The 23,781-nt window shown below is 64.5% G+C and carries 22 protein-coding genes and 1 pseudogene; 18 read left to right on the plus strand and 5 right to left on the minus strand.

Annotated features, from left to right (window positions below):
- Window positions 1-407: 407 nt before the first annotated feature.
- The 7 genes from GSQ83_RS14515 to GSQ83_RS14545 are packed head-to-tail and all read left to right on the plus strand — an operon-like array spanning window position 408 to window position 7,765.
- Entirely contained in the window at window positions 408-653 is a 246-nt protein-coding gene (locus tag GSQ83_RS14515; protein WP_158803584.1) for a helix-turn-helix domain-containing protein, read from the plus strand.
- Window positions 654-699: 46 nt separating this feature from the next.
- The gene (gene hyfB / locus GSQ83_RS14520; protein WP_254065694.1) at window positions 700-2,700 is read left to right on the plus strand and encodes a hydrogenase 4 subunit B; all 2,001 of its coding nucleotides are present in this window, start codon (window positions 700-702) and stop codon (window positions 2,698-2,700) included.
- Between the two features lie 8 nt (window positions 2,701-2,708).
- Window positions 2,709-3,656 carry a respiratory chain complex I subunit 1 family protein gene (locus GSQ83_RS14525; protein WP_158803585.1) on the plus strand — a complete coding sequence of 316 codons (948 nt, stop codon included), beginning with the start codon at window positions 2,709-2,711 and terminating at the stop codon, window positions 3,654-3,656.
- Window positions 3,656-4,318 (plus strand): hydrogenase-4 component E, encoded by a 663-nt coding sequence (locus tag GSQ83_RS14530; RefSeq protein ID WP_158803586.1) that lies wholly within the window; start codon window positions 3,656-3,658, stop codon window positions 4,316-4,318. The genes GSQ83_RS14525 and GSQ83_RS14530 overlap by 1 nt, the downstream gene beginning before the upstream one ends.
- Window positions 4,315-5,763, plus strand: coding sequence for a hydrogenase 4 subunit F (locus GSQ83_RS14535; RefSeq protein WP_158803587.1), 1,449 nt, complete (start codon window positions 4,315-4,317; stop codon window positions 5,761-5,763). Before GSQ83_RS14530 ends, GSQ83_RS14535 begins: the two co-directional genes overlap by 4 nt.
- On the plus strand, window positions 5,760-7,256 hold the full coding sequence (locus GSQ83_RS14540; RefSeq protein WP_174246668.1) for a hydrogenase expression protein HypE: 1,497 nt from the start codon (window positions 5,760-5,762) through the stop codon (window positions 7,254-7,256). The genes GSQ83_RS14535 and GSQ83_RS14540 overlap by 4 nt, the downstream gene beginning before the upstream one ends.
- A complete protein-coding gene (locus tag GSQ83_RS14545) occupies window positions 7,256-7,765 on the plus strand; it encodes an NADH-quinone oxidoreductase subunit B family protein (RefSeq protein WP_158803588.1) in 510 nt (169 codons plus the stop codon). Before GSQ83_RS14540 ends, GSQ83_RS14545 begins: the two co-directional genes overlap by 1 nt.
- Before the next feature lie 22 nt (window positions 7,766-7,787).
- Here the strand turns inward: GSQ83_RS14545 and GSQ83_RS14550 are convergent, their stop codons facing one another.
- Together GSQ83_RS14550 and GSQ83_RS14555 are read right to left on the minus strand one after the other, a co-directional pair.
- Window positions 7,788-9,380, minus strand: coding sequence for a DHA2 family efflux MFS transporter permease subunit (locus GSQ83_RS14550; RefSeq protein ID WP_158803589.1), 1,593 nt, complete (start codon window positions 9,378-9,380; stop codon window positions 7,788-7,790).
- Window positions 9,377-10,504 (minus strand): HlyD family secretion protein, encoded by a 1,128-nt coding sequence (locus tag GSQ83_RS14555; protein WP_158803590.1) that lies wholly within the window; start codon window positions 10,502-10,504, stop codon window positions 9,377-9,379. The genes GSQ83_RS14550 and GSQ83_RS14555 overlap by 4 nt, the downstream gene beginning before the upstream one ends.
- Before the next feature lie 169 nt (window positions 10,505-10,673).
- Between GSQ83_RS14555 and GSQ83_RS14560 the strand changes: the two genes are divergently transcribed.
- The 7 genes and pseudogenes from GSQ83_RS14560 to GSQ83_RS14590 all read left to right on the plus strand — a co-directional run bounded on the left by GSQ83_RS14560 (window position 10,674) and on the right by GSQ83_RS14590 (window position 17,117).
- The gene (locus GSQ83_RS14560) at window positions 10,674-11,255 is read left to right on the plus strand and encodes a helix-turn-helix domain-containing protein (protein ID WP_158803591.1); all 582 of its coding nucleotides are present in this window, start codon (window positions 10,674-10,676) and stop codon (window positions 11,253-11,255) included.
- Between the two features lie 10 nt (window positions 11,256-11,265).
- Window positions 11,266-12,000 carry a histidine utilization repressor gene (hutC, locus tag GSQ83_RS14565; protein ID WP_158803592.1) on the plus strand — a complete coding sequence of 245 codons (735 nt, stop codon included), beginning with the start codon at window positions 11,266-11,268 and terminating at the stop codon, window positions 11,998-12,000.
- 174 nt (window positions 12,001-12,174) lie between these two features.
- Entirely contained in the window at window positions 12,175-13,176 is a 1,002-nt protein-coding gene (locus tag GSQ83_RS14570; protein ID WP_158803593.1) for an ABC transporter substrate-binding protein, read from the plus strand.
- A 35-nt stretch (window positions 13,177-13,211) separates the two neighbouring features.
- Window positions 13,212-14,012 (plus strand): ABC transporter permease, encoded by an 801-nt coding sequence (locus GSQ83_RS14575; protein WP_158803594.1) that lies wholly within the window; start codon window positions 13,212-13,214, stop codon window positions 14,010-14,012.
- Window positions 14,009-14,488, plus strand: a pseudogene (locus GSQ83_RS31370) (ABC transporter ATP-binding protein); the annotation flags it as partial. The gene GSQ83_RS14575 and the pseudogene GSQ83_RS31370, both read left to right, overlap by 4 nt.
- Before the next feature lie 299 nt (window positions 14,489-14,787).
- A complete protein-coding gene (gene hisD, locus GSQ83_RS14585) occupies window positions 14,788-16,107 on the plus strand; it encodes a histidinol dehydrogenase (protein WP_158803596.1) in 1,320 nt (439 codons plus the stop codon).
- 2 nt (window positions 16,108-16,109) lie between these two features.
- A complete protein-coding gene (locus tag GSQ83_RS14590) occupies window positions 16,110-17,117 on the plus strand; it encodes a zinc-binding dehydrogenase (RefSeq protein ID WP_158803597.1) in 1,008 nt (335 codons plus the stop codon).
- 5 nt (window positions 17,118-17,122) lie between these two features.
- Here the strand turns inward: GSQ83_RS14590 and GSQ83_RS14595 are convergent, their stop codons facing one another.
- Window positions 17,123-17,908: an SDR family NAD(P)-dependent oxidoreductase gene (locus GSQ83_RS14595; protein WP_158803598.1), complete on the minus strand. Its 786-nt coding sequence runs from the start codon at window positions 17,906-17,908 to the stop codon at window positions 17,123-17,125.
- Window positions 17,909-18,133: 225 nt separating this feature from the next.
- Here GSQ83_RS14595 and GSQ83_RS14600 point away from each other — a divergent pair, with 225 nt between their 5' ends.
- The 3 genes from GSQ83_RS14600 to GSQ83_RS14610 are packed head-to-tail and all read left to right on the plus strand — an operon-like array spanning window position 18,134 to window position 21,005.
- The gene (locus GSQ83_RS14600) at window positions 18,134-18,919 is read left to right on the plus strand and encodes a (Fe-S)-binding protein (RefSeq protein ID WP_254065695.1); all 786 of its coding nucleotides are present in this window, start codon (window positions 18,134-18,136) and stop codon (window positions 18,917-18,919) included.
- On the plus strand, window positions 18,916-20,331 hold the full coding sequence (locus GSQ83_RS14605) for a LutB/LldF family L-lactate oxidation iron-sulfur protein (RefSeq protein WP_158803599.1): 1,416 nt from the start codon (window positions 18,916-18,918) through the stop codon (window positions 20,329-20,331). The genes GSQ83_RS14600 and GSQ83_RS14605 overlap by 4 nt, the downstream gene beginning before the upstream one ends.
- Window positions 20,328-21,005 carry an LUD domain-containing protein gene (locus GSQ83_RS14610; protein ID WP_158803600.1) on the plus strand — a complete coding sequence of 226 codons (678 nt, stop codon included), beginning with the start codon at window positions 20,328-20,330 and terminating at the stop codon, window positions 21,003-21,005. The genes GSQ83_RS14605 and GSQ83_RS14610 overlap by 4 nt, the downstream gene beginning before the upstream one ends.
- Before the next feature lie 22 nt (window positions 21,006-21,027).
- Here the strand turns inward: GSQ83_RS14610 and GSQ83_RS14615 are convergent, their stop codons facing one another.
- Window positions 21,028-21,783 carry an SDR family oxidoreductase gene (locus GSQ83_RS14615; RefSeq protein WP_158803601.1) on the minus strand — a complete coding sequence of 252 codons (756 nt, stop codon included), beginning with the start codon at window positions 21,781-21,783 and terminating at the stop codon, window positions 21,028-21,030.
- Window positions 21,780-22,172 (minus strand): DUF305 domain-containing protein, encoded by a 393-nt coding sequence (locus tag GSQ83_RS14620; RefSeq protein ID WP_158803602.1) that lies wholly within the window; start codon window positions 22,170-22,172, stop codon window positions 21,780-21,782. The genes GSQ83_RS14615 and GSQ83_RS14620 overlap by 4 nt, the downstream gene beginning before the upstream one ends.
- Window positions 22,173-22,322: 150 nt before the next feature.
- Here GSQ83_RS14620 and GSQ83_RS14625 point away from each other — a divergent pair, with 150 nt between their 5' ends.
- Entirely contained in the window at window positions 22,323-23,756 is a 1,434-nt protein-coding gene (locus tag GSQ83_RS14625; protein WP_254065696.1) for an NAD(P)H-hydrate dehydratase, read from the plus strand.
- Window positions 23,757-23,781 lie beyond the last annotated feature (25 nt).

The following is a 23,781-nucleotide window of genomic DNA, read 5'->3' on the forward strand; positions in this document are numbered from 1 at the left end:
CATGGACGCTGGGCAGTCCACACGGTGACGCCTCAATTTGCGGTAGCGTCTAGATTATCTGACCCTTGGAAACGCGCCAACTAGCCTCCGCGAAGTGCGGGGGGCCAATACTCGGTGAAGGCACGTAGGCACCCAACCGCGGTGTCCGGATCTTTTGCATCGGGCCGTGAACCTCGGTGAGATCGTTGCCAACGAGAAGTCGGGCTGGTGCGGCAACGTCCGTTGCGGATCCTAACGACAGTCGGGTGATAGGGTGGCGACTATCGACAGACAGGCATTCATATCGCAAATTGCGGTTGAAACTCATGAAATGCAGTTTTAGACATCACTTCTTAGAGTTCGCGCTGACGCCTTAGCCGGCAAGACGTCTTCCCGCGCGAGCTAGGTCATCCCGAGGGGGAAGGCGCATGATTACGGCGTCACAGATGCGAGCGGCGCGTGCCCTGCTGGGGATGGACCAGCGCGAGCTCGCTGAGAGCTCCGGCCTTTCACTGCCGACGATTCAGAGAATGGAGGCCAGTGATGGCGTCATCCGCGGGAACGTTGATTCCCTGATGAAGTTGATTACTGCGCTGGAGGTCGCTGGCGTCGTGCTGATCGGCGAAGGTGTGCCAAGCGCTGGTGGCGGCCGTGGCGTGAGGCTGAAGACGTGACTTCGCGCATGGCACGAGTTGCTGCGCAAGCGATCGAGGGCCGCCGGTGATCATCGGCATTCTCCTCTGCGTTGTCGCGCTGCTGGCCCTCGCCATGGCCGCGACCGCTCTGGTCCGGGGCAAGCTTGCGACTCCTGTTGTCTATTCCGGCTGTCTGCTTCTGTCGCTCGTGCTCGCCACGCTTGCCGCGGTCTCGGTTGTTGCGGCGCCCACAACCACAATTTTGCCAATAGGATTGCCATGGGTCGGGGCGCGGTTTCGCCTCGATGCGCTCGCCGCCGCCTTTCTGGCGATCATCAATATCGGCGCGGCGGGCGCGAGCGCCTTTGGTATCGGCTATGGGCGGCACGAGACTACGCCGGGCCGGGTGTTGCCCTTCTTCCCAGCCTTCCTGGCCGCCATGAACCTCGTGGTGCTCGCGGCCGACGCCTATAGCTTCCTGTTTGCCTGGGAGCTCATGTCCCTGACCTCCTGGGCGCTTGTGATGTCGACGCAGCGCAGCCCGGGAACGGCGCGAGCGGGGTTCGTCTACCTGCTCATGGCGAGTCTCGGGACCTTCGCGCTATTGCTCGGCTTCGGGCTGCTGTCGGGCGGCGGAGGCTTCTATACCTTCGATGCGATGCGCACGCATCCTTTGCCGCCTGGTTTGGCGGCGCTGGCCTTGTTTCTCGTGTTGATCGGCGCTGGGTCGAAAGCGGGCCTCGTTCCGTTGCACATCTGGCTGCCGCTCGCGCATCCCGCGGCACCGAGCCATGTCTCCGCGCTGATGAGCGGGGTGATGACCAAGGTCGCCATCTACGCCTTCATTCGCATCACCTTCGACCTGCTCGGGCCGATGGTCTGGTGGTGGAGTGCGCCGGTCCTGATACTCGGCGGCTGCACGGCGGCGATGGGCGTGCTCCACGCGCTGATGGAGACCGACCTCAAACGCGTGCTCGCCTACAGCACCATCGAGAATGTCGGCATCATCTTCGTGGCACTCGGACTCGCCATGGCATTCAAGGCGAGCGGCTTGGCGGGTGCGGCGGCGCTTGCCCTGACGGCGGCGCTGTTCCACGCGATGAACCACATGCTGTTCAAAGGCGTGCTGTTCTACGGCGCCGGCACGGTGATCGTGGCGACAGGCGAGCGCAGCCTTGAGCGGCTGGGCGGTCTGATCAAGCGCATGCCCGTTTCCTCGGCCGCAGTGCTGGTCGGTAGCATGGCGATTTCGGCGCTGCCGCCGTTCAACGGCTTCGCGTCGGAATGGCTTATTTTCCAGAGCATTCTCGTCAGCCCGCAACTGCCGCAAATGGGGCTGAAGCTGCTGGTGCCGGCGATCGGCGTGTTGCTTGCTCTGGCGGCGGCGCTCGCGGCAGCCTGTTTCGTGCGGGCCTTTGGCACAACCTATCTTGGGCGTCCGAGGAGTGCGGCGGCCGAGGGAGCGGTTGAGGCCGATCGGTGGTCGATCGGCGCGATGGTTGTCTTCGCCGCGCTGTGCTTGGCGGCGGGAATTTTCCCGACGATCGTCATTGATTGGTTGCAGCCGGTCTCGCGCCTTCTCGTCGGCGGGGCGATGCCGGCGCAAGGCGGCGGCAACTGGCTTTCCATCGTACCGGTGTCGGCTAGCCGCAGTTCCTATAATGGCTTTCTGGTTTTTGCTTTTGTGGTGGCTTCCGCAGGAATCGTGGCGACCGCGGTGCATCGGTTCGCGTCCCGCGCCGTGCGTCGCGCTCCGGCCTGGGATTGCGGCTATCCCGGCGCTGGCCCGGTCGCGCAGTATTCGGCGACGAGCCTGTCGCAACCTCTCCGGCGCGTTTTCGGCTCGGTCGTATTTGCGTCGCGCGAGCAGGTCGAGATGCCGCCGCCCGGCGATATGCGGCCCGCGCGGCTGCAAAGGATCCTCCGCGACCCTGTCTGGGATCTTGGCTACGCGCCGGTGGCGAGAAGCGTGAATGCCGCGGCGACCGTGCTCAATCGCCTGCAGTTCCTGACGATCCGCCGTTATCTGGGGCTGGTGTTCCTGACGCTGGTTCTGCTGCTCGTGGCGCTTGCGCTGTGGGAGTAGCGGCCGGCATGGTTGGGACGCTGGCGGCTCAGCTTCTGCAGATGCTGCTCGTGCTGGCTCTGGCGCCGGGCGTGACGGGGCTCGTCCGTAAGCTAAAGGCGAGGCTGCAGCGGCGAATCGGGCCGCCGGTATTGCAGCCCTATCGCGACTTGCGGCGCTTGCTTGGCAAAGAGGTCGTGCTGGCCGAGAGCACATCCTGGCTGTTCCGCGCCGCGCCGTATCTCATCTTCGCCACGACCTGGGTTTCGGCGGCGCTGGTGCCGACCTTCCAGGCAGGGCTGCTGTTCAGCTGGACCGGCGATCTCATCGCCATTGTCGCACTGCTGGGTGCCGCACGGTTTCTGCAGGCGCTCGCGGCATTGGATGCCGGCACCAGCTTCGGCGGCATTGGCGCGAGCCGCGAAATGATGATCGCGTCGCTCGCCGAGCCGGCCATGATCATGGTGGTGTTCACTGTCGCGCTGGTTGCCGGTTCGACGCTGCTCTCCACTATCGCCGAATTCATGGTGAACACCGGCGGGCTGCGCGTGTCACTCGGCATGGCGCTGATCGCCCTGGTCATCGTGGCACTGGCCGAGAATGCCCGCATCCCGGTCGATAATCCGGCCACGCATCTCGAACTCACGATGGTGCATGAGGCGATGGTGCTGGAATATTCGGGCCGTCATCTGGCGATGATCGAGATGGCGGGGTCGCTGCGTCTGCTGCTCTATCTGTCGCTGATCGCCTGTATCTTCGCGCCTTTCGGACTGCTCACTCATGCCGCGGGATTGCTCGCGCATGCGGGAGCGCTCGCCGCCTATCTGCTCAAGATGGTCATCGGCTGCGTCTTGTTGGCGACGTTGGAAACCACGATCGCCAAGATGCGGGTGTTTCGCGTGCCCGACTTCCTGGGCATCGCGCTGATGCTGGGGCTTCTGGCGACGCTGCTGTTATTCGTCGCGGGGCATATGTGATGACGCCCTTTGCCTTCGACGTCGCGCATATGTTTGCCGGCGGCCTGGTGCTGGTCAGTCTCATGATGCTGTACCAGGACCGGCTTTTGCCGCTGATCAATGTCCTCAGACTGCACTCGTTGCTGCTGACCCTGTCGGTCGCCTGGCAGGCGCATATCCAGCAATTGCCCGATCTTTATGTCACGGCGGTGATCGCCTTCGGCTTCAAGACCGTGGCAATTCCCATCGTGCTGCGCCGCATGGTGCTGCGGATGGGCATTCATCGCGAGATCGAGGTCGCGGTCTCGACCGGGTTGACCATGCTGGTGGGCATCGGCCTGATTGCCTTGTCGATGGATCTCATGCTGCGGGTGACGGCGCGCGCCGCATTGCTTGTGCGAGAGGATGTCGCGCTGTCGCTTTCCGTCGTGCTGCTCGGTCTGCTGATCATGGTGACGCGGCGCAATGCCGTGAGTCAGATCATCGGCTTCATGTCGCTGGAGAATGGGCTGGTGCTGGCGGGGACCGGTGCGAGCGGGATGCCGCTGGTGGTGGAAATCAGCGTCGCCTTCTCGGTGCTCATCGCCTTCATCGTGATCGGCATTTTCCTGTTCCGTATTCGCGAGCGCTTCGACACGGTAGACGTGCAGGCGCTGGACCGCTTCCGCGGAGAGCGACAATGAGCCTGCTGCCACTCAATCCGGTGAGCGCCTTGCTGCTCACGCCGCTGGTGGCCGCCGCCGTGCTGGCGCTGGTGCAGGATTATCGTCTGTCGGCGCGGGTGAACATGGCGGCGAGCGCGATTGCGCTGCTCTTCGCGGTTGTGTTGCTCCGGGGCCATCCGCCGGTGACGCGCTTCTTCATCATCGATGACCTCAACATTATTTTCATTCTGCTGAACACGCTGATCGGCCTCACCACCAGCATTTTCAGCGCGAGCTACATCGGCCATGAATTGGAGAGCGGGCGGCTGACGCCCGGCTATCTGCGTTTTTATCACGCGACCTTTCAACTCATGATGTTCGGCATGAACCTTGCGCTCACGGCCAATAATATCGGCCTGATGTGGGTGGCGATCGAGCTTGCGACGCTCACCACGGTCATGATGGTGGGGATCTACCGAACGCATGAGGCGATCGAGGCGGCGTGGAAATACTTCATACTTGGCAGTGTCGGCATCGCGCTGGCGCTGTTCGGCACCATCCTCGTCTATCTCGCCGCGGTATCGGTGCTCGGGGAGGGTTTGGGTTCGATGGCCTGGAGCAACCTGCTTCAGCATGCGACCGCCTTGGACCCGGCGCTGCTCAACGTCGCGCTGATCTTCCTGCTGCTGGGCTATGGCACGAAGGTCGGTCTGGTGCCGATGCATGCCTGGTTGCCGGATGCGCATGCCGAGGGCCCGACGCCGGTTTCGGCCGTGCTGTCCGGATTGCTGCTGAACGTGGCGCTCTATGCGCTGCTGCGATTCAAGATGTTGATCGAGGCGAGTCCGGGTGCCATCGCGTTTGGGCCGTTGCTGATTCTGCTCGGGCTCGTTTCGCTGCTTTTCGCCGCTTTCATGCTGTATCGGCGCCGCGACATAAAGCGGCTGTTCGCTTATTCCTCGATCGAGCATATGGGCATCATCGCCTTCGCCTTCGGCATGGGCGGGCCATTGGGGAATTTTGCCGGGCTTTTGCAGATGGTCATGCATAGCCTCACAAAATCGGCGATTTTCTTCACGGTCGGGCATGTGGCGCAGGTCAAAGGCACGCAGCGGATCGATGAAATCCGCGGGCTGACGACCAGCCATCCGGTGCTTGGCTGGACCCTGGTCGCCGGGGTCGTGGCAATAGCGGGACTACCGCCGTTCGGGATCTTCACGAGCGAGTTTCTTCTCATCACGTCCACTTTTGCCCGGGCGCCGGTGCTGGCTGTCATCGCCGTGATCGGGTTGCTGGTGGCTTTCGGCGCGCTGCTGTTCCAGATGAACCGCCTGGCCTTTGGCGAGCCGACCGGTAGCAATGCCGCGGTGCGGGCCTCCTATGTGCCGATCTTCGTTCATCTCGCTTTGGTTCTGGCGGCGGGGCTGTATTTGCCGAACGTGATGGTCGGCTGGTTTCAGAATGTCGCGGTGCTGCTGAAATGATCGCTGAGGGCCCCACACTCGATCCCATGGCGCTGCCGGGCTGGGCTGTGGCCGGTCATTGGCCTTGGCCTCGGCTTGCGGTCTCGCCGGAGGTATGGGCGGAGGCGGCAGAACGTCTGGGTAATGGCGCGCTGGTGTTGCTCGGACTGTGGGGAGATTTCGGCGCGGTCCATATGGCGATCGCGGATGCGGTGGATCCGGCTCGCATTCTCGTGCTGAGTCTGCATTGTCCGGATGGAACCTACCCCTCCGTTGGGCGCGCTCATCCGCCGGCGATCCGGCTGGAGCGCGCCACACAGGATCTTTTCGGCACAAGCGCGATCGGTCTGCCGGATAGCCGGCCATGGCTTGATCACGGGCTATGGGACGAGCAGGCCAAGGCTGCGGCCTACGAGTTCCTCCCGGTTGAGGCTGAGGACGTCCACCAGATTCCGGTCGGGCCGGTGCATGCCGGCATCATCGAGCCCGGCCATTTTCGCTTCACCGCGGATGGCGAGACGATCGTGCGGCTCGAGGCGCGGCTTGGCTATACGCATCGCGGCATCGAGAATCGTCTGCAGGGCATGCCATTGGAGCAGGCGGCGCGGCTGGCGGGCCGGTGCTCGGGCGATTCGACCGTTGCCTATACGCTCGCTTTCTGCCGGGCGGCGGAGGCCGCGATGGGATGGGAGCCGCCGCGCCGGGCGGTTTGGTTGCGCGCACTGATGGCGGAGTTGGAGCGTCTCGCGAACCATCTCGGCGATATCGGCGCCATCTGCAACGATGCGGGTTTCGCCATCCTGCTCGCGCGGTGCGGCGTGCTGCGGGAGGATGTGCTGCGTATCGGCGCCGCATGTTTCGGACACCGGCTGATGATGGACCGGATCGTGCTCGGCGGTGTCGCGGTGGATCTGGATGCGACGGATTTTGCGCTCATCCGCGCGCTGGTGCCGGATGTGCGGAGCCATCTGAAGCCTTTGATGGCGCTATACGATAAAACCGCTTCGCTGCAGGATCGCACAGTTGGGACCGGTATTCTGCGACCAGCGCTGGCCGCGCAGTTCGGGGCTGGCGGATATGTCGGCCGCGCGTCCGGTCGCCGCTGCGATGCGCGGCGCTGGCCTGGCTATGCGCCGTATGACGAGCTCAACTTCGATATTCCGGTTCTCACCAAGGGCGATGTCGATGCGCGGCTGCGCATCCGGATCCTAGAGGTGGAGCAATCCTTGCGGCTGGTCGAACAAATTGTGTTCCGCATGCCCAATGGCGAGATCCAGGTGCCGGTGCCACCCGCCCATGGCGGCGAGGGTATGGCCATCGTCGAAGGCTTTCGCGGCGATATTCTGGTCTGGCTGCGGGTCGATACGGCCGGGCATGTCGCACGGTGCCATCTGCGTGACCCGTCCTGGTTCCAATGGCCTTTGCTGGAGGCGGTGGTCGAGGGCAACATCATCGCGGATTTCCCGCTCTGCAATAAGTCGTTCAATTGTTCCTATGCGGGGCATGATCTCTGATGCGCGGCACCCTGCTCGAAAGCCTGCTTCGCGGGCCTTTCACGGAGAAGGCGCCGCTGGGGGCTGACGGCGATATCGCGCGGATGGCGGCTGAACTCGATGTCTCGGCGCAGCGGCGTCTGGGCCGCAGCCTGTCATTGCGATTGGTCGATGCGGGGTCCTGCAACGCATGCGAGCTGGAACTCAATGCGCTGAGCAATGCCTATTACGATCTGGAACGTTTTGGACTGCGCTTCGTCGCGTCGCCGCGTCATGCGGATGTGCTGCTCGTTACCGGGCCGGTCACCAAGAATATGCGGGAGGCGCTGTTGCGGACGCACGATGCAATGCCGAGCCCGAAATGGGTGGTGGCAGTGGGAGACTGCGCGACCTGCGGCGGGCTGCTGGGCGGTGGCTATGCCTGTCTGAACGGAGCGGGCGACGTGCTGCCGGTCGATCTTAGAATTCCGGGATGCCCGCCGACGCCTACGCAGTTACTGCAAGGCCTGCTCGCGCTATTCGCGAAATAGGCAGTGCTTTGGGCGCACGGCGTCAATGCGCGTCAGCCGGTGGAGCTTTCGGCCGGACGACCTTTTTCATCAGCGGCACCATCACCGTTGCGATGATGAAGCAGAGGGCAATGCTGAGGAAGGCGTCTGAGAAAGACAGCGTCTGGGCCTCGTTCCACGTCAGCAGCCACAGGGATTTGAGTGCCATGGCGCCACCTTTCGCGGCATCGCCTCCAGCCAGAACCGTATCGTGGGCGGTGGTTCGCTGAAGCAACGCGGTCATCGCGGGATTTGCGGTGGTCAGATGTTCGGCGAGCCGCTCGAAATGCAGGTTGGTGCGGTTGTTCAGGATCGTCCCGCACGCGGCAATGCCGATGGCGCCGCCGAGATTTCGCATCAGGTTGAACAAGCCGGAGGCGAGCTTGAGGCGATTTGGTGCGAGGCCGCCCAAAGTCAGCGTCACCGTCGGCGCCACGGCGAATTGCTGCGCGAAGCCGCGGAAGGCTTGGGGCAGCAGCAATTGCCGCCATCCCCAGTCATGGGTGATCGGCGTGAAGAACCACATCGAGAGGGCGAAACAGCCGAGGCCGAACATCATCAGCCAGCGCAGGTCGATGCGTTTGGCGAGCACGGTGTAGACGGGAATCGCGCAGACCTGGAACAGGCCGGTCGAAAAGATCGCAAGGCCGATCTGCAGGGCGCTGAAGCCGCGCACGCCGCTGAGGAAGAGCGGCGTGAGGTAGATGGTCGCGAAGATGCCGATGCCGGTGACGAAGGAGAAGAAACAGCCCAAGGCGAAGTTGCGGCTTTTGAGCGCGCGCAGATCGACCACTGGCTGCGCGATGGTAAGGCTGCGCCAGACAAAGGCGACCCCCGCGATGCCCGAGACCCAGGCAGCCGCGCGAATGCTGTCATCGCCGAACCAATCCCATCGCGGTCCTTCCTCCAGCGTATATTCGAGGCAGCCGAGGAAGAGCGCCATCAGCACCATGCCGAGATAGTCGGCGCCTTTGAGAAGTGAGAGGTCGGCCTTGTCGATGCGGATGAGGATCGGGACCACAACAGCGACGAAGATTCCAGGCACGAGGTTGATGAAGAACAGCCAGTGCCAGGAATAATTATCCGTGATCCAGCCGCCGACGGTCGGCCCCAAGGTCGGGGCCAGCGAGGACAGCGCGCCGATGGTCGCGGCGGCAAGGACGATCTGCGGGCCTGAGAAGAACGCGAAAGCCGTGGTGAAGACGGTCGGGATCATCGAGCCGCCAAGGAAGCCCTGCAGCGCGCGGAACGCGATCATGCTCTGGATGTTCCAGGCGGCGCCGCACAGCAGGCTGGCCAGGGTGAAACCGACGGCTGAGGCGCAGAACAGCCAGCGCGTCGACATCACGCGCGACAGCCAGCCGGAGAGCGGAATGACGATGATCTCGGCGATCAGGTAGCTGGTTTGCACCCAGGCGGTTTCGTCCGTGCCGGCCGACAGACCGCCGCCGATATCGCGCAGCGAAGCGGAGACGATCTGGATGTCGAGCAAAGCGATGAACATGCCGACGGCCATGGTGGCGAAGGCGAAAATCTTGCCGGTTTGCGTGAGGGTTCGTGGCGCGCCGGGCGCGGCCGCGACCGAGAAGGCGCTCATTGGCTGGGGGCGTCGCGATCCCGCTCGACGACCGAGGCGGTGACTGAGAGGCCGGGCCGCAGCCTTCCGAGTTCGGACGCGCCGTCATCGAGGCGAATGCGGACCGGGACGCGCTGCACGATCTTGGTGAAGTTGCCGGTCGCGTTCTCGGCGGGCAAGACGCTGAACTCGGCGCCTGTGGCGGGTGCCAGACTGACGACATGGCCGTGGAAGACCTCGCCAGGGAGAACATCGGCGGTAATGTTCACCGGCTGTCCGGCCTTCATGCGGGCGAGCTGGCTTTCCTTGAAATTCGCATCCACCCAGAGGTCGTGCGCCGGGATGACGGAGAGAAGCTGCGCGCCGATCGCGGCGAAGGCGCCGAGTTGCGCGCTGCGGTTGCCGACGACGCCGTCCACGGGCGAGCGCAGGGAGGTATAGCCGAGATTGAGCCGGGCCGTGTCGCGGTCGGCAATCGAGGCGGCGAGCGAGGCTTGCGCCTGCTGGCTTTCCGTGTCGATCACGTCTAGCCGGCGGCGGGCTGCTTCTAGTCCGGCATGGGCCTTGGCGTCGGCGCCGACCGCCTCGGTATAGGTCGCGTTGGCTTGCTGGTAGCGTTGCAGCGACGCCCACTGATCCTTGGACAGGGATTGATAGCGGTCGGTGTCTTCCTTCGTGCGGATCGTCTCGGCATTGGTGGTGATGAGATCCGCCTGGGCCTGCGCGATGGTCGATTCTTGGAGGCGGCGGGTTGCGGCGATATTGGCGAGCGACGCCTGCTGCATGGCGACCGCGGCATCGGCCTTGGCGAGGGCGGCACGGTAGTCGCGGTCGTCGATCTGGAGGAGGAGTTGCCCCGCTTTCACGGTCTGGTTGTCCGCGATGGCGAGTTTCGTGATGAAGCCGCTGACCTGGGGGGCGATGACGGTGATGTCGCCACCAACATAGGCGTCATCGGTGCTTTCGATGAAGCGGCCGATTGTCCACCAGTCGTAGCCATACCAGCTGCCGCCCGTCGCGATGACCAGAGCCGTCGCGGCGAGCAGAAGTTTCCTACGGGAAAGACGAGCGGTTTTGACGGGTGCGGGAGCGAGGTCGCGCGGGATGACGGCGGCACCTTGTCTCTCAAGCACTTGGTCGCTCATGAACGCCCTCCGGCCCCAGTGGCTTGCATGTTGCAATCAACCTGCGCTAGTCGATAGCATTGTGCAAGTGACTAGGTTGGTCGGCGGTGCATGGCTGACCTCAAGCAACCCCCGCACTGCATCGAGCGTGAGACTTGCATAATGATAGAGACATCCGGAGAATGGCGGGATGCAACGTAAAAGCTTCGGCGACATGCAGTGCCCCATCGCTCGCAGCCTCGAGCGGGTAGGGGAGTGGTGGAGTATCCTCATCCTGCGTGACGCCTTCCACGGCCTCACGCGCTTCGATGAGTTCCAGAAGAGTCTGGATATCGCGCCCAATATTCTGACGCGCCGGCTGGCGGCGCTGGTTGAGAGCGGATTGCTGGAGCGTCGGCGCTATAGCGAGCGGCCACCGCGTGACGAGTACATTCTCACGGACCTCGGCCGCGATTTCCGGCCGGTGATGCAGGCGCTCCTCGGCTGGGGCAACCGGCACTTCGCGCCGGAAGGGTTGAGCGTCGTCTACGAGGATACCGATACCGGCACGATCGCGGAGCCGGTGATGGTCGATCGCCTCAGCGGCCAGCCGATGAATGATGCGCGCTTTCAACTTACGGCGGGGCCGGCCGCTGGTGCGCGGGTGCAGGCGCGGATCGAGGCCGCCGCCAAGCGTCGGGCGCAGGCTCAAGCTCAGGCGTCTCGTCAGGCGGCGCCTCTCCGTGGCATGACGGCTTCGGGTCGGCGCGGCCGACGCGCGGGACAAATTTGAACGGGTGGGCATGGACGGCCGTCTGCCGCGCTACATCGAGATCCGTCAGGCACTAGAGAGCCGTATCGTCTCCGGCGACTGGGCGCCGGGCCATCCCGTTCCCTCGGAACTGACGCTGGCGGCGCTGTACGGCTGCTCGCGCATGACGGTGAACAAGGCGCTTTCGGCGCTGTCGGAGGCCGGGCTTATCGCTCGCAAGCGGCGATCTGGGTCGGTGGTTGCCGTGCCACGGTCAGAGGAGACGATCCTCGAAATCCACGACATCAAGGCTGAGGTCGCGGCGAGCGGCAAACCTTACCGCCACGTTGTATTGAGCCGCGGGACGCGGCCGGCGCGTGCGGAGGATGCGCGGCGGCTTGGGCTGCCACGGGGGAGCCCGGTGCTGGCGATCGCGGTGCGCCATTTGGCTGCGGGGCACCCCTTCGTCCATGAGGATCGGCTGCTGAACCTCGCCGCCGTGCCACAGGCGGAGGAGGAGGCTTTCGAGACGGCGCCGCCAGGGACTTGGCTGTTGCGGGAGATCCCTTGGACCGAGGCGGAGCACGCGATCCGCGCCGTCAGTGCTGATGCCGAGATCGCGACGTCTCTTGTGTTAGCCAGTGGTGCCGCCTGCCTGCAGGTGGAGCGGCGGACCTGGCAGGCGGGGACGCCGATCACGAGCGTTCGGCTGACCTATCCCGGAGATCGGCACGAGTTGGTTGCTCGGTTCAATCCTGCCGGCTCGCGGCCTCGGAGGATGGGCTGAGCGCGGAGGGCGTAATTCTTAATATGTATAGACATGTCGCCTTGACGCTCGTCCTGTCTTGGCGTGAGATTGCCTCGTGGCTGCCATGCGTGTGACGTTAGCCACGGACCGTGCGAGCGATGCGTCTTTGTGTGGGCGCAGGCGCGCCCAGATCATCTTCCAAGGGAAAAACCGATGAGCCTATCGATCTGGAAGGGTGCCTGTCTCGCCGCCGCCGCCGCGATCAGCCTCGCGATACGCCCGGCTCTTGCGGCGGACAGCATTCCGACGAAGCCCGAACCGGGCACCTTCAAACTCGGCACTGAGCCCTGGCTCGGCTACGGGCAATGGGATGTCGCGGCGAGCAAGGGCTTCTTCGCGAAGCGCGGGCTGAGCAAGGTCGAGCTCGTCAATTTCAGCGAGGATAAGGACCTCAACGCCGCGCTCGCCAGCGGTCAGTTGGACGGCGCCAATGTCGCGAGCCATACCGCGATGGTGATGGCGGCTGCTGGGCTACCGATCAAGGTCATCATGCTACTCGATTTCAGCATGACGGCGGATGCGATCCTGTCGGGCAAGGACGTAAATACGGTTGAAGATCTCAAGGGCAAGAAGATTGCTTTCGAGCAAGGCACGACGAGCGACATTCTGCTGAACTACGCGCTGCAGTCCAAAGGCATGACGATCGCTGACGTGACGCCGGTGCCGATGCCGGCGGCTGATGCGGGCAGCGCGCTAATCGCGGGGCGGGTCCCGGTGGCGGTGACCTATGAGCCGTATCTGACCGCGGCTCGGGCGCAGAACCATGACGTGAAGCTGCTGTTCAGCGCGGGCGTCGATCCTGGCTTGATCAGCGACGTTCTGGTGGTTCGGGATTCGGTGCTTAAGGAAAAGCCGGGCCAGGTTCTCGCCATGGTCGAGGCTTGGAACGATGCACTGACCGACTACAAAGCCAATACGGCGGAGGACCGCGGGATCATCGCCAAGGCAGTTGGATCAGACCTCGCCAGTCTCAACACTGCGTTCGATGGCGTGCGTTTCTATTCGCTCGCGGAGAACAAGCAGGTGCTGCAGGGGAGTTACGCTCAGAAGACCTTCCTTGACGTGGAACAGGCGGCTACCAAGGCGGGGATTCTATCGTCGAAGGTCGACGCGAAGGATCTTATCGATCCGAGCTTTGTCGAGGCCGCGCAGTAGATTGTGGCTACTTGCTTGATCACTGAGTCCGTTTGATGCGCCGCCGTCCCCGATTTTTCGTCATTGGCGCGCGCATCGACCGGACGTTGTTCGTCGCCATCGCCGTTGTCGTGTTTCTGCTGCTCGGCCTGATCTGGTGGGTTGCGACGGCGGGGGGCTTCGTGACGGCGATTTTCTTGCCGTCGCCGGCTGGCGTGTGGAACCAGATGGTGAAGCTCGCGGCGAATGGCACGCTGTGGGATGACGCGCGTATCAGCTTCTATCGCATCGTCATCGGCTTCCTGATCGCCTCGGCGATGTCGATCCCGATCGGCGTGCTGATCGGCTGCTTCCGGGTATGGGAAGCGGCAATCGAACCGCTGGTGGATTTCGTGCGCTACATGCCGGTAGTTGCCTTCGTGCCGCTGACGATCCTCTGGGCTGGCACGGGCGATACGCAGAAATTCCTCATCATCTGGATCGGCACCTTCTTCCAGCAGGTGCTCATGGTGATGGATAATGTGAAGCGCGTGCCGGAGGATTTCGTCGGTCTTGGGCGCACGTTGGGGTTGCCGGAGCGCAAGATTCTCATGCGCATCGTGGTGCCCTCGGCGCTGCCTGGCATCTGGGACACACTGCGCATCAGCTTGGGATGGGCCTGGACTTGGCTCGTGCTGGCGGAGCTGGTGGCGGCTACTTCCGGGCTCGGCTATCGCATCACCGTGTCGCAGCGCTATTTCCAGACCAATACGATCATCGGCTATATCCTGCTGCTCGGCATCTTCGGCCTCATCACGGACCAGGCGATGAAGGCGATGGAGAAGGTGCTGTTCCGTTATGCGGCGCGGGCACAATGAGCGTTCCGAAGCTCCAGATCGGTGGGCTCAACAAATCCTTTGGCAAAGGCGCCAAGCGGGTGCAGGCGCTGTTCGACATCGATCTCAGTTTGGCAGATCGCGAGTTTGTGTCCCTGGTCGGGACTTCAGGCTGCGGGAAGAGCACGTTGCTTTCGATTGTCGCGGGGCTGATGGATTTCGATTCCGGGACGCTGCTGGTGGATGGCGAGCCCGTGACGGGGCCGGGGCTCGATCGTGGCGTGGTGTTTCAGACCTACACGCTGCTGCCCTGGCTGACGGCACAGCAGAATGTGGAGTTCGCGCTGAAGGCCGCCGGCTACAAGGGCCGCGAGCGGCGGGAGATCGCGCGCGAGCATATCGAATTGGTGCGGCTTACCCGTTTCGCGAACGCTTATCCGAATGAGCTTTCCGGCGGCATGAAGCAGCGCGTGGCGATCGCGCGGGCGCTGTCCTACCGGCCCAAAATGTTGCTGATGGACGAGCCTTTTGGCGCGTTGGATGCCCTGACGCGGCGACAGATGCAGGAGTTGTTGACGCGCATCTGGGAGGAGCATCGGCTCACCGTGCTGTTCGTCACGCATGACGTGGAGGAGGCGGTTTTCCTGTCCGACCGCGTTGTTGTCATGGGGATCGCGCCGGGCTGCATCAAGCGGACATTCGATGTGGGTGTTGGGCGGCCGCGCGACGAGGATAGCATTTCCAGTCCGCAGGCGGTGGCCCTGCAGCGAGAAGTGCTGCGTTCGATCCGCGAGGAGTCGCTCAAGATGGAGGCTGCATGACCGCCGTTCCGAATCTCCACGATCTGACCGCGGCGGACCAGACGCCGCCAGCGTTGTTCGCTCGCACCGAAGCGGATCTGACCGTCTTCATGGATCGCGCGAAGCCGATCATCGAGGCAGTGCGGCGGGAAGGTGACGCGGCGTTGCGGCGCTTCGCTCATGAGTTCGATCATGCGCCGGCTGATCTGTCCTTGCGCGTGACCGAGGCCGAATTCGACGCGGCCGCAAAGGCCGTCAGCGCGGAGGTGCGCGCCGCGCTGGAATTCGCGATCGACAATATCCGCCGCTTCCACGAGGCGCAGAAGCCCGAAGACATGTGGCTGAAAGAAATCCAGCCCGGTGTCTTCGCGGGCGACCGCTTCCTGCCGATCGAGTCCATCGCCTGCTACGTGCCGCGCGGAAAAGGCTCGTTCCCGAGCGTCTTCATGATGACGACGATCCCCGGCAAGGTCGCGGGTGTGCCGCGCCTGATCGTGCTGACGCCTCCGGGACCGGATGGCACGGTGGATGCGGCGACGTTGGTGGCGGCGAGGCTGATTGGCGTGACGGAAGTGTACAAATGCGGCGGCGCGCAGGGCGTCTCGGCGGTGGCCTTTGGCACCGAGACCGTGCCGAAATGCCTCAAGATCGTGGGACCTGGCAGCCCTTGGGTGGTCGCGGCCAAGCGGCTGCTGTCCGATCACATCGATCCCGGAACGCCGGCGGGGCCGAGCGAGGCGATTGTTTTGGCAGATGGTGCCGCAAACGGTGCTTTGGCGGCGCTGGACCTCATTATCGAGTCTGAGCATGGCCCGGATTCCTCCGCCTATCTCGTCACCAGCAGCCGCCGCGTGGCGGAAGAGGCGCGGGCAGCGCTGCCTAAGTATTGGGCGGAGATGGAGGAGGGCAGGGCGAAGTTCTCGCAGGCGGTGCTGTGCGGCCCGCATGGTGGGATCGTGCTGACGAAGGATTTCGACGCAGCCATCGCCTTCGTCAATGACTATGCGCCGGAGCATTTGGAGATCCTGGCGGCCGAGCCGCTTGCCGTGATGGGGCGGATCAAGAATGCGGGCGAGATCCTGCTCGGTGAGTATACACCGATGACGATCGGCAATTTCGTGCTCGGACCGAATGCTGTTTTGCCGACCGGGGCGGCGGCCAAAACGGCTTCGCCGCTTTCCGTGTTCGACTACATGAAGCGGTCGTCTATCGGCTATGTCACCAAGACCGGCTTTCCGCCGCTCGCGAAACATGCCGAAGTTCTGGCGCGGTACGAGGGTTTCGACGGCCATGCGCGCGCTGTTTCATCGCTTCGCGCCAAAATCCAAGCCGGCTGACAGTGCGGGCGGTTCGCTTTCACAAGCCGGGTGATTTGCGGGTCGAGGACATTCCGCGTCCGGGCGCGCTGTTGCCTGATCAGGTGCGGATTCGCGTTCGCGCTGCGGGTATCTGCGGTTCCGATGTCCATAATTTTCGCACCGGGATGTGGCTGGCGCAGCTTCCGGTGACGCCGGGGCATGAATTCTCGGGCGAGGTTGTTGAAGTCGGCGCGGATGTTCTTGGGTTCAGCGTGGGCGATCTCGTTGTCGCTGATTCTCGTGTGCCTTGCGGGCGGTGTCCGCATTGTCTCGCTGGGCGTGCCAATCTTTGCATCTCGCTTGGCTTCGTCGGCGAGGTGTGCGACGGGGGCTTCGCCGAAGAGGTGTTGTTGCCGGCGCGGGGTCTGCTGCGCGTGGCGTCCGACATAGCGCCCGAGATCGCGGCGCTATGCGAGCCACTGGCGGTGGCATTGCATGCGATCCGGCGCCTCGATCCGATACCTGGCGAGCCGGTGCTGGTGGCGGGGGGCGGGCCGATCGGCGGTCTCGCGGCGCTGCTGCTGAGCAGCTTCGGTTTCGGCCCGGTGCTGCTGGCGGAGCGGAATGCGCGGCGTTCAGCGCTGCTCGAGGAAGTCGCGGGGGCCGAGCCTATTGCGCTCGATCCGGTGGTGATTGGCGCACGCTGTGGCGGCATCGGCCCGCGTTTCTGCCTTGAGGCGACGGGCTCCTTGGATGTGCTGCGAGTGCTGTTGCGCTCCGTGTCGGGTGGCGGGCGCATCGCCATGGTCGGGATCTTCCATGGCGAGGGCATGCTTGACCCGAATCTCATTGTGGAGCGGGAGATCGACTTGCGCGGTTGCAGCGTGTTCGGCGGCGAGCAGGCCGAGGCTTTGGGTTTGTTGCCGGCACTCGCCCCGAAGCTGGCGCGGCTGACCGAGGATCCCATCGGGCTCGCGGATGTCCCGGCGGCTTACGATCGGCTTATTCGCGGCGAGACCTCGAAGCTGAAGACCCTGATCCGGCCATGAGGCTTTCAGATCGAGGCGAGGAAGCCGCCGTCGACATAGAGCACCTGGCCGGTGACATAGGCGGCGGCGGGCGAGGACAGGAACACCGCCGCGCCCATCAGATCCTCCATGCGGCCAAAGCGGGCAAGCGGGATCTTGGCGAGCATGTCCGTTTGCCATGCCTCATTCCCGTAGAAGACTTCGGTGAGCGCGGTGCGGAAATAGCCGGGGCCGATGCCATTCACGCGGATGCCGAGCGGCGCCCATTCGGTGGCGAGCGCGCGTGTCATGCCGAGCAGGCCGGTTTTGGAGGCGCCATAGGGGACCGCCGTGGGGATGCCGACCTCGGAGGTCAGCGAACAAAGATTGAGGATCGCGCCGCCTTGTCCCGCCTTGCTCATCAGCCGGGCCGCCGCCTGGGCGCAGAAGAAGGCGCCCTTGAGATTGGTGTCGAGCAGGCTATCCCACAACGCCTCATCGATTTCGAGCGATGGTTTCACCTGCTCGATCCCCGCATTGTTGATGAGGATGTCGATCCCGCCGATGGTTTCGGTGATCGTGGCGAAAGCCGCGCCGATGCTGGCGACGTCGGAAACATCAAGTCGCTGCACAAAGGCTTTCCTGCCGAGCGCGCGTATGGCGTCGGCGGTCTCCTCCAGGGTTTTGGGCTCGCGTCCGGCGAGCACCAGCTCCGCCCCCGCCTGTGCGAGCGCGACCGCAAGAGCCTGGCCGATGCCGCGTGATGCACCGGTGACGAGGGCCGTCTGTCCGGTGAGGCCGAAATCGACGGGATCGAAGTGTGGAACGGTCATCTCGGTATCGCCTGCGGGCTGGATTTGGAGCGCTCGCGATGATTACACGCGAGAACTCATGCGGAACAGACATGGACGCCGTCGCGCGTTAGAAGGCCGCGGCGAAATACGTGGACGGGACTCTGGTCGTCGCGACAGACTAGTTGTCACGGCTGCGGCAAGCCTTCCAGGACATCGAGGCCACATGACGGTGGCGCCCGCTGCTGGGGAGATGCGGATCATGAGTTGCTTCCAAAGGTGACCGGCGAGGTACCCCTGCGGGTCGGGCTGTTTCCGACTTGTCTGGTCGATCTTTTCCGGCCGGTTGTGGGTTTCGCCGCCGCTCAGCTTTTAACAAGAGCCGGTTGCGAGGTTAGCCTTCCCGAGGGGCTCACCTGCTGCGGCCAGCCCTCATATAATTCCGGAGACAGGCGTAGCGCGCAGCGACTGGCGCGGCAGGTTATCTCTGCCTGCGAGGGCTTCGACTATATCGTCATCCCCTCGGGTTCCTGTGGCGGTATGCTTCGTCATCACTATCCGGAGTTGCTGGCGGATGATGCGCTTTGGGCGCCGCGTGCGCGGCAGCTCGCCGAGAGGTCCTACGAGCTGCTGTCTTTCCTCGTCGATGTGCTGAAGCTGGAGGGCGTCGATACAGCCTTCCCCGGGACAGCGACGTATCACGATTCTTGCTCGGGGCTGCGGGAACTCGGGGTTAAAACGCAGCCGCGAAAGCTGCTGGCCAGCGTCGAGGGGTTGGCGCTGACCGAGATGCCGGGTGCGGAAACCTGCTGTGGGTTTGGCGGAACGTTTTGCGTGAAATATCCCGCGATCTCGAACCGGATGGTTTCCGACAAATGCACGGAGGCGCAGGCGACCGGGGCGAAGCTGCTGCTGGCGGGCGATCTCGGTTGCCTCATGAACATCGCGGGCAAGCTGTCACGCCTCGGGTCGCCGATTGAGGTGCGGCATGTGGCGGAGGTTCTCGCGGGGCGGCTGGAGGTTCCGGCGCTTTGCGGGAGGGCGGATCCATGAAACCGCAAAGCCACGCGTTCAAGTCCGAGTCGGCCAAGGCACTTGAGGATCCGGCGCTGCAGCATGCGCTGTCGCAAATTCAGGGTCTCTTGGTGAACGGCCGCCGTGCGGCAGTGGACGCGCTGCCAGAGTTCCAGGCGCTGCGGGAGGCCGGGCGGGCGATCAAGGACCACACGCTGGACCATCTCGACCTCTACCTGGAGCATTTCGCCAGCCAAGTGGAGGCGCGGGGCGGGCAAGTACACTTCGCCGCCACGGCCGAGGAGGCTTGCGCCGCCGTGCTGGCGATCTGCCGGGACGCCGGCGCCGAGCGGGTGATCAAGAGCAAGTCGATGGTGACGGAGGAGATCGGCCTCAACGCCGCTCTAGAGGCGGCGAGCATTCGGCCAGTAGAGACGGATCTGGGCGAATACATCATCCAGCTACGCGACGAACCGCCGAGCCATATCATCGCCCCGGCGGTCCATCTCGGCCGCCGCCAGGTCGAGGAGGCGTTTCGCGCCAATCACACCTCGCTGCCGGTGAGCCGGAAAATCGATGAGCCGGCGGAGCTGCTGGCTGAGGCGCGGCATGTGCTGCGCTCGCAGTTCGTGTCGGCAGATGTCGGCATTACTGGCGCCAATTTCCTGGTGGCCGAGACGGGTTCGGCGGTGGTGGTCACGAATGAGGGCAACGCCGACCTCACGATGACGCTGCCGCGCGTGCATATCGTGCTGACGGGCATCGAGAAGGTGGTGCCGACACTGGAGGATGCGCTGGTTCTGCTGCGGCTGCTGGTCCGCTCGGCGACCGGCCAATCCGCGACGGGCTACACGACGATCGCCAGCGGCAAGCGCGAGGCTCGGGATCTGGACGGACCGGACGCCTTCCATGTGGTGCTGGTGGACAATGGCCGCTCGAAGCTGCTGGGGTCGCGTAACCGGGAGATGCTTCGCTGCATCCGCTGCGGCGCCTGCATGAACCACTGCCCGGTCTATGGCGCAGTGGGCGGCCATGCCTATGGCTGGGTCTATCCGGGGCCGATGGGCGCGGTGCTCACGCCGAATTTCGTCGGGCTGCATGAGGCGAAAGACCTTCCCAACGCCTCCACCTTTTGTGGGCGCTGCGAGAGTGTGTGTCCCGTGATGATCCCGCTGCCAAAGCTGATGCGGAACCTGCGGGAGGAGCAGTTCGATGCGCGGGACGTGGCGAGGTCCCAGCGATGGGCGCTTGGGCTCTGGGCGACCGTTGCGGCGCATCCGACTCTCTATCGTTTTGCAAGTCGGCTGGGCGCCCGCGTTTTGGCGAGGCTGGGCGGCCGGCGTGGCAAGCTGGCGCGGTTGCCATTGGCGCGCGGTTGGACCGGCCATCGCGATCTGCCCGCGCCGACGGGTTCGACTTTCACCGATCTCTGGAAGGGCGGCGCGCGGTGAGTGGCGGCCGCGAGACGGTACTGTCCTCGCTGCGGCGTGCCTTGGGTGTCACCGGCGACGATACCGTGCGTCGCGCGGGAGTGGCTGCGCGGCTGGAGGGCGCGGGCGGCCCTTCTCTGGCATTGGGCCGCCTCAGCGGTGATGCGGCGGTGCAGGCTTTCGTCACGCGGGCGCAGGGGCTTTCGGCGAGTGTCGAGCATGTCGCGGAGATCGAGGGTTTGGGCTCGGCGGCGGCGCGGGTCATTCGGCGCTTGGGGTTGCCGCCTCGTGTGGTGATGGCGTCCGACCCTTTGCTGCTGCGGGGTATGTCGGGATTCGCGGTACAGGGAATCGCCACGCGCTCGGGGGCCGCCGAAGCGGCCGACTCGGTCGGCGTGAACGTGGCGGCGGCTGCGGTGGCAGAGACTGGGGTGGTGATGATGACGTCTCGCCCGGAGACGCCGACGAGCCTCAACCTGCTGCCCGAACTCTGGATCTGCGCGGTGCCGCGTTCGCGCATCGTCGGGAGTTACGAGGAGGCTCTTGCGCTCCTACGGCGTGACTATGGTCTTCGTCTGCCGCGGGCAGTGAATTTCATCGGCGGGCCATCCCGGACCGGCGACATCGAGGAGATCCTGCAACTTGGCGCGCACGGGCCGAAGACGGTTCACCTTGTGATCATCGATGCGCTTTAGCCGGTGGAGCTAGGCGCCGCGCTCAGCCGCCTTCCTTGATGACCTTGAGGCCGCCGAAGGCCTGGCAGACGGGCATGATCTCGATTGTGTTGACGTTGAAGTGCTTTGGGAGGGAAACGACCCAATGCACTGTTTCGGCAACATCTTCGGCCGTGAGCGGTGTAGTGCCCTCATAAATTTTATCTGCGCGCCCTTGATCGCCATCGAAGCGCACGGCGGAGAATTCCGTGCCGCCGACGAGGCCGGGCTCGATGTTGGTGACCCTCAGCTGGGTGCCTGCAAGATCGGTGCGGAGATTGAGCGAGAAGTTGCGCACGAAGGCCTTGGTCGCGCCGTACACGTTGCCGCCCAGATAGGGCCAGGTGCCTGCGACCGAGCCCATATTGATGATGTGCCCGCGGTCGCGCGCCACCATTCCTGGCAGCACGGCATGGGTGAGATAGACGACGCCGCCGATATTGGTGTCGATCATCGCCTGCCAATTATCGAGCTTCGCCTCCTGCGCCTTGTCGATGCCGCGGGCGAGGCCGGCATTGTTCACCAGCACATCGATCTCAGCCCAGTCGGCGGGCAGGGAGGCGATGGCCGCTACGACCGCCGCGCGATCGGTCACGTCCAGTGGCAGGGCGAGCACGCGGTCCGCGCCGACTTCCTGTCGCAGCGCCTCCAGCCGATCGGCGCGGCGGCCGACAGCGATGATGCGGTGTCCGCTGTTGGCGAGGCGATGGGCGATCGCGGCTCCGAAGCCAGCGCTGGCGCCGGTGATGAGGGCGGTCATTGGGCGGCGCCCGCATGAATGGGGTGCCGTGTCTGCCATGCTTTCATATCCGCGATCTCGTGCCTTTGAGCTGTGATGATGTCGCGCGCGAGGCGGCGTAGGAAGGGGTCATGACCGTATTTCAATTCGACTTCGGCCATGTCGATCGCGCCCTCATGGTGGGGGATCATCGCGGCGACGAAATCCTGATCGGGATTTCCGGTCATCGGTGCATCCGCCATCTGCCGTTGCATCTCCTTCATCCCGTGAGCGAAGGCGCTATCTGCTGAAGACGCGGCCGGCATGGACATTGCGCCACTCTGCTGAGCTGTCGCCGGGAGTGATCCGGCTAGGGCGAGAGTGAAAATGCCGAGTGTAAGGCCGCTGATATGATGCCAGGCCGCGGTCATGAGGGGTCTCCATTGAGCCTACTCGATTGAGGATAGGCGGGAGCGCAGCGCAACGACACCCCTGCGCCGGCTTGCGCCGCTTAGTGCGTGGATCATTTGATCGGTAAGGCCCAGTGGCATTCGTCGAGCCTCACCTTTGGGAGACGTTTCATGCATCAGCCAGCCGATCTTCTGACGCCCGACCAAATGGCGGCGGTGGATCGCGCGGCACCGGGCGCTGGGGTGCCCGGACTGACGCTCATGGAAAATGCCGGCCGGGCGGTCACGCGGGCGATCAGGCAGCACTACCGGCCTTGCCGCGTGCTGGTTCTGTGTGGTCCGGGAAATAATGGCGGCGACGGCTATGTGGTGGCGCGATTGCTCGCGCAGGAGGGCTGGCCGGTGACGGTGGCGGCGCTTGCCGAGCCCCGTGCCGCGAGCGACGCGGCGGTCATGCGGCGCAGATGGACGGGATCGATGCGAGGCTTTGTCGCCGCGGAAGCCGCCCGGGCCGAGTTGGTGGTCGATGCGGTCTTCGGTGCCGGGCTGGGCCGCGATATCGCGCCAGAGGTCGCCGAAGTGTTGCGCGCGGCGGGGCGGGTGGTGGCGGTCGATACACCCTCCGGCGTCGATGGCGCGACGGGTGCGGTGCGTGGCTATGCGCCCCAGGCGGAGATGACGGTGACCTTCGTCCGCCTCAAGCCGGCCCATTTGCTGCTTCCGGGGCGAGACCTCTGCGGCAAACGTATCCTCGCGGATATCGGCATGCCCGACGCTGCCTTGAGGGCCGTGGAGGCGAAGACCTTTGCCAATGGGCCGGGGCTCTGGCAGTTGCCGGCGCTCGAAGCGCAGGGACAGAAGTATACCCGTGGCATGCTCACCATTCTCGCCGGAAGCGAAATGGCCGGGGCTTCCCGGCTCGCCTCGATGGGCGCGCGGCGCGTGGGCGCTGGCCTCCTGACGCTTGCAGTGGTCGGGAGCGGCGACGTGCTGCGGTCCACGGAACCAGGTCTGATCGTGAGCGAGAAGCCGCTCGACGAGCTGCTCAGGGACGACCGGCGCAAGACTTGGCTATGCGGGCCGGGGCTCGGGTTGGAGCGTGCTCGAGAGGCTTTGCCCAAGCTCATCGCGGCGGGGCGTAGGATCGTTGCCGATGCCGATGCGCTCGGGGCTTGCGCCGGGGCGCCCGAAAAGCTGCGCGGCGTTACCGCTATCACGCCGCATGGCGGCGAGTTCTCGAAGCTGTTCGGGCCGCTGGGTAAGGACAAGCCGGGTGCGGCGCGGGATGCGGCGGCGCGGATCGGGGCCGTGGTGGTCCTGAAGGGTTCCGACACCGTGGTCGCCTCGCCGGATGGGCGGGTCGCGATCAATCACAACGCACCGCCCAGTCTGGCAACGGCCGGTTCGGGGGATGTGCTGGCGGGCATAATCGCGGGGTTGCTCACGCAGGGCATGGAGGCATGGGAAGCGGCGTCGGCGGGCGTTTGGCTGCATGGGGAAGCGGCGCGGCAGGCCGGGGGAGCCACCGGCGCGGGCTTGATCGCAGAGGATCTGGCGGATGGGCTGGTGCGCGCATTGGCGGCACTTCGTTCCGGCTCTGGCTGATCCCGCTTGTGGGGATGTGGCTAGT

Origin of the sequence: Acidisoma sp. L85 (genome assembly GCF_009765865.1) — a bacterium.
Classification (GTDB): domain Bacteria; phylum Pseudomonadota; class Alphaproteobacteria; order Acetobacterales; family Acetobacteraceae; genus Acidisoma.

What these genes read in the sequence shown, in the direction of transcription:
- hutC (WP_158803592.1), top strand. Translation starts at nt 11,266, where the DNA reads ATGGACGGCCGTCTGCCGCGCTACATCGAGATCCGTCAGGCACTAGAG.
- GSQ83_RS14620 (WP_158803602.1), bottom strand. Translation starts at nt 22,172, where the DNA reads ATGACCGCGGCCTGGCATCATATCAGCGGCCTTACACTCGGCATTTTC.
- GSQ83_RS14555 (WP_158803590.1), bottom strand. Translation starts at nt 10,504, where the DNA reads ATGAGCGACCAAGTGCTTGAGAGACAAGGTGCCGCCGTCATCCCGCGC.
- GSQ83_RS14530 (WP_158803586.1), top strand. Translation starts at nt 3,656, where the DNA reads ATGACGCCCTTTGCCTTCGACGTCGCGCATATGTTTGCCGGCGGCCTG.
- GSQ83_RS14615 (WP_158803601.1), bottom strand. Translation starts at nt 21,783, where the DNA reads ATGACCGCCCTCATCACCGGCGCCAGCGCTGGCTTCGGAGCCGCGATC.
- GSQ83_RS14605 (WP_158803599.1), top strand. Translation starts at nt 18,916, where the DNA reads ATGAAACCGCAAAGCCACGCGTTCAAGTCCGAGTCGGCCAAGGCACTT.
- GSQ83_RS14570 (WP_158803593.1), top strand. Translation starts at nt 12,175, where the DNA reads ATGAGCCTATCGATCTGGAAGGGTGCCTGTCTCGCCGCCGCCGCCGCG.
- GSQ83_RS14550 (WP_158803589.1), bottom strand. Translation starts at nt 9,380, where the DNA reads ATGAGCGCCTTCTCGGTCGCGGCCGCGCCCGGCGCGCCACGAACCCTC.
- GSQ83_RS14545 (WP_158803588.1), top strand. Translation starts at nt 7,256, where the DNA reads ATGCGCGGCACCCTGCTCGAAAGCCTGCTTCGCGGGCCTTTCACGGAG.
- GSQ83_RS14560 (WP_158803591.1), top strand. Translation starts at nt 10,674, where the DNA reads ATGCAACGTAAAAGCTTCGGCGACATGCAGTGCCCCATCGCTCGCAGC.
- GSQ83_RS14575 (WP_158803594.1), top strand. Translation starts at nt 13,212, where the DNA reads ATGCGCCGCCGTCCCCGATTTTTCGTCATTGGCGCGCGCATCGACCGG.
- GSQ83_RS14515 (WP_158803584.1), top strand. Translation starts at nt 408, where the DNA reads ATGATTACGGCGTCACAGATGCGAGCGGCGCGTGCCCTGCTGGGGATG.
- GSQ83_RS14525 (WP_158803585.1), top strand. Translation starts at nt 2,709, where the DNA reads ATGGTTGGGACGCTGGCGGCTCAGCTTCTGCAGATGCTGCTCGTGCTG.
- GSQ83_RS14540 (WP_174246668.1), top strand. Translation starts at nt 5,760, where the DNA reads ATGATCGCTGAGGGCCCCACACTCGATCCCATGGCGCTGCCGGGCTGG.
- hisD (WP_158803596.1), top strand. Translation starts at nt 14,788, where the DNA reads ATGACCGCCGTTCCGAATCTCCACGATCTGACCGCGGCGGACCAGACG.
- GSQ83_RS14535 (WP_158803587.1), top strand. Translation starts at nt 4,315, where the DNA reads ATGAGCCTGCTGCCACTCAATCCGGTGAGCGCCTTGCTGCTCACGCCG.
- GSQ83_RS14625 (WP_254065696.1), top strand. Translation starts at nt 22,323, where the DNA reads ATGCATCAGCCAGCCGATCTTCTGACGCCCGACCAAATGGCGGCGGTG.
- GSQ83_RS14595 (WP_158803598.1), bottom strand. Translation starts at nt 17,908, where the DNA reads ATGACCGTTCCACACTTCGATCCCGTCGATTTCGGCCTCACCGGACAG.